The 3,412-nt window shown below is 60.2% G+C and carries 5 protein-coding genes and 1 pseudogene; 2 read left to right on the forward strand and 4 right to left on the reverse strand.

Annotated elements, in window-relative coordinates:
- Positions 1–124: 124 nt before the first annotated feature.
- Together FV223_RS23285 and FV223_RS23290 are read right to left on the reverse strand one after the other, a co-directional pair.
- Positions 125–256: pseudogene (locus FV223_RS23285) on the reverse strand (IS630 family transposase); the annotation flags it as partial.
- Between the two features lie 212 nt (positions 257–468).
- Complete coding sequence (locus FV223_RS23290) at positions 469–870, reverse strand: hypothetical protein (protein WP_147729217.1); 402 nt, start codon at positions 868–870, stop codon at positions 469–471.
- A 409-nt stretch (positions 871–1,279) separates the two neighbouring features.
- Here FV223_RS23290 and FV223_RS30750 point away from each other — a divergent pair, with 409 nt between their 5' ends.
- Positions 1,280–1,438 (forward strand): hypothetical protein, encoded by a 159-nt coding sequence (locus FV223_RS30750; RefSeq protein WP_187274863.1) that lies wholly within the window; start codon positions 1,280–1,282, stop codon positions 1,436–1,438.
- Between the two features lie 17 nt (positions 1,439–1,455).
- On the opposite strand, the gene FV223_RS23295 is transcribed toward FV223_RS30750, so the two are convergent.
- Both FV223_RS23295 and FV223_RS23300 read right to left on the reverse strand, forming a co-directional pair.
- Positions 1,456–1,647, reverse strand: coding sequence for a hypothetical protein (locus tag FV223_RS23295; protein WP_147729218.1), 192 nt, complete (start codon positions 1,645–1,647; stop codon positions 1,456–1,458).
- A 482-nt stretch (positions 1,648–2,129) separates the two neighbouring features.
- Complete coding sequence (locus FV223_RS23300) at positions 2,130–2,684, reverse strand: PAS domain-containing protein (protein WP_147729219.1); 555 nt, start codon at positions 2,682–2,684, stop codon at positions 2,130–2,132.
- 167 nt (positions 2,685–2,851) lie between these two features.
- Here FV223_RS23300 and FV223_RS23305 point away from each other — a divergent pair, with 167 nt between their 5' ends.
- Positions 2,852–3,067, forward strand: a complete 216-nt coding sequence (locus tag FV223_RS23305) for a hypothetical protein (RefSeq protein WP_147729220.1) — start codon at positions 2,852–2,854, stop codon at positions 3,065–3,067.
- Positions 3,068–3,412 lie beyond the last annotated feature (345 nt).

Consider the following 3,412-nt stretch of genomic DNA (forward strand, 5'->3'; position numbering starts at 1 on the left):
TTGGGCCGGCAGGCCTCGACCAAAGGCTCCAGTTCAGACCACTGGGCGTCGCTCAGCATCGTCCCTCCTGCTCAGAGAAACGAAAACGCTAGCCAAGCCAATCCGTTCAGACGACAACAGGCCCTAGACGCTCGGCTGAGAGCAGGACGATGCGGGCACGCTGGATGTGTTTGAGTGGGCGCGATCGATCCTGCGCGATCGCAGCGAGCCGGGTCACGTCGGCTGCATAGGGAAACACGCAGACAGTCTGAGCCATCGCCCAGACTCGCACACCTCATCCCGCCCGTGAATCCTTCGTCCGCGTCACTGCACTAGGGCCGCCACGAGGTAGGGATTGCAAATGCGCCGGCCACGCTCCAGGACCGTAGCTGCCGGCTCTCGCTGTTTTCGACCACCGTGCGAGTGGGTCAGAGCAACGCCTTCGCAACGCGCTCTAAAACCAAGACTGCAGGCCGCTAGCTAAACTCGTCAATCCCCGAGCCAAGCCAACTCATTACGTCGCCCCCTCGGGCTGCGCAGGCGCGTTGCCGAGATCGTAGAAGCCGTCGTTGCTCCATCGGCAGATGTAAGCGTGCCGATCGCATTGTCCTTCGCGAGCAGATCGTCCAGGCCCCGGAAGGCCTTCAAGGCTTCCACGGGCCCTCTACCCTCGCGGACCTGCCGGACCCGTAAATCCACCTTTGGAGCTGCTGACGCTTCGACCACGGTCACAAGGACCGCGCTGCCGGGTTCCACCTTCTCGAAATGGACCTTGTCCTGCTCGCCGAGCAGGCGCGCGAGTTCGGCCATGTACTCGGCTAGCCTGGCCATGGGGAGGGTTTCAGGACGGAAGGCGTCGATCCTGAGCCTGTACTCTTGATGCTCGCTCATCGCCTGAAGACTGTGTTCTCTAACTGTTCAGGGGTCAATTCCACTTCGATCGCCGGTGGTAGCGATCAAGGCACCCCCTGGGCAGGTCCACCCTCATCAGCACGAGACAGTATGCGATGCGGCTTCGAGGTGCAGGATGCAGCGATGCGGTTGATTGTCGGTTCCGGATGATCGAGCCCGCCTGTGCCACCCTGGGCCCATTCTGCGGTGTCGCAGGAGCGGGCCTGATGCGGCTGCATCGGTGAGGCCGCGCCGTGGCCCATCTCACCGGTCGCGGTGCTGCCGACACGCAGCTCATGGCTGATCGCTACAGTCCACTCGACGCGCCACAGTTAACAGATACCTACCGGGCCCCTCTTGCTGCTGTTCGGCCAGGAGCTAGACATACGTAGTCTACTCGGAGGCTCCCATGATCCGCATCCGCGCTACCGATGAGGGGACCTACACCGTTTACAGGGACGAGCACGCCATGGTGACCGGCCTGACCCGCCATCAAGCGTACGATGTCGCCCACTCCCTCCGGACGGTTGTCGTTGAACAAGGCCCGCAGGCCCCCCGCTTTGAGTGAAACCGATCGCACCTCGGCTATCTGCTGCCGCCCTTGATAGTGGCGACCCGCCGACCGTCCTGCCCGTAGACCTTGGTCCCAAAGTTCGTCCGCTTGATCACCGCCACGCGGCGACCGTCCGCCCCGTAGACCTTCGACACCTTGGGGAAGGCGACCGCGGCGGCCGGTACCCTGATCAAGGCCAGCGCGGCGAGGACGATGTTGGCCACGATGGGGGGCTAGTAGTGGAAATCTGACGCTTGGTACCCAATCCCTGAACGTCCGAGTAGGGTGGATTTCAGCCGGTCCGCTTCGAGGCGGCGATGTATGAAAGCGGACATCGTCGCCGAGACTGCTCCCGGCCCAATGCGGCCCCTCTAATGGCTCGCTACGGGGCAGCTTGGTGGATGAAGACCTACGGCCGGAGCGGACGGAAAGGAGGCCTCGTCCATCCAAAGTGACTGCTTTTAGACTCTGTGGCCCACTGCCGGGTGTTTGCGGTTGAAGCAGTGGCTTACGCGGATCGACTCAAACTCAGTTGCTTCCTCGATACGTCCGCTCTCATCATATACGTATCGTCGCGTGGTTGGCATCAACCCATGTTGTGCATCGGCCGTGTCGATGTCCGAGGAGGGTAGAAAGCAAACTTTGCTCGCTCAAGGTGTTGTTCTCACGGAGATTTTTTGGTCGGCGATGATGTGAGCGACGCACCTCAATGGACACGATCTTTTGCGGCAGGTGCAGTCATGCTCCGTGCCAGAAGCCTCCCAGCCGTGAAAAGGGCCTCCCTCAACACCGGTAGCATTTCCTTGGCGTGGTCCTGTTCGATGAGGCCATGGGCGATCAGCAGGTGATCGGCCACGCGTTCCAGCGTCGAACCAGGTGCCGTCGCAGGGTGGGTAGGCGGTGGAACGAAGCGCCCGATCGAGCCGTAGGCAGTCATCGGTTCAGAACCGCTCGGTCCGAGTTCTGTCAGCGAACCAAGGTAGCCGAGGAACGTGTGATCAGGCGGACCAAAGGAGGGGACAGCACCATCGGCAACCCAAGCGTAGCTTCCATCAGCTCGTCGAAGGCGGTGACGGAAGCTGTACTCGCTCTGCTTTTCGGCGGCGCAGCGTAGGAAATTAGCCGCCGTCTCACGATCATCGGGATGCACCGAGTCGAGCCAACCATGCCCGATCGCCGCTGAAGCAGGTTGCCCTGTGAATGCGCACCACTCCGGGCTGACGTAGGTCACCTCGCCATCGGCTTTTGTGACGAATATCATGTCCGGCCCTCAGCTTCCGTCACCGCACTACGCTGAGGCTATGGCGCAAAGTTTCATCCACTGCTACCGATTGCGTCATACTGGTAAAATTTGATCATTTACTGGTTACAGAAACGTAGGTTTTTTTCCAGGAACAATTCTCCTCGATTTTGTATGTACCTCTCGTTATGAACGAAATCGACGAGAGAGAATGGGCGGCTTTGCACAGGCTTGCCAAGGTGCTCGATATTCCGATCGAGCGGTTCTTCACGGGACCACCTCAACCGGTGTTTGCAGTCAGCGCCGACGAATGCCTGCGCCTCTGGTCCAGGATTAAAACTCTGGAGGGACGCTTGCGAGCCCTTCAAGCGCTGCGGGTGATCGCTGCTACAGAACCCACGTAGCAAGCTTCCTCAAATGCCGAGCTTTGTGCGGTTCACCATCCAGGGAATGCGCATTGGCTCAGCCAATGCGCGAACTCACAGTTGTCCTTCTGCTCACGACCCATCGCAGACCTTGGGAAGGTCCGCTTCACGACATGCTGGCAGAGTATGACCCAAGTCCGCGCCGGGTTAGATTTTCGGTTGTCAGCTTTGACGGGTGCTTTCCGAATAGCCGCCGGGCTTATCTGAAACCGTGGCCGTCGCATGCTTGACCGTGTGATCCCGGCACAGGATCTTCCCAAGGACATTCGGCGTGTGCGGCGGGAAACATGATCGGCCATCTGGAAATTCTGAGCCGCTTGATGC

This window comes from Methylobacterium sp. WL116 (assembly GCF_008039455.1).
Taxonomy (GTDB): Bacteria; Pseudomonadota; Alphaproteobacteria; order Rhizobiales; family Beijerinckiaceae; genus Methylobacterium.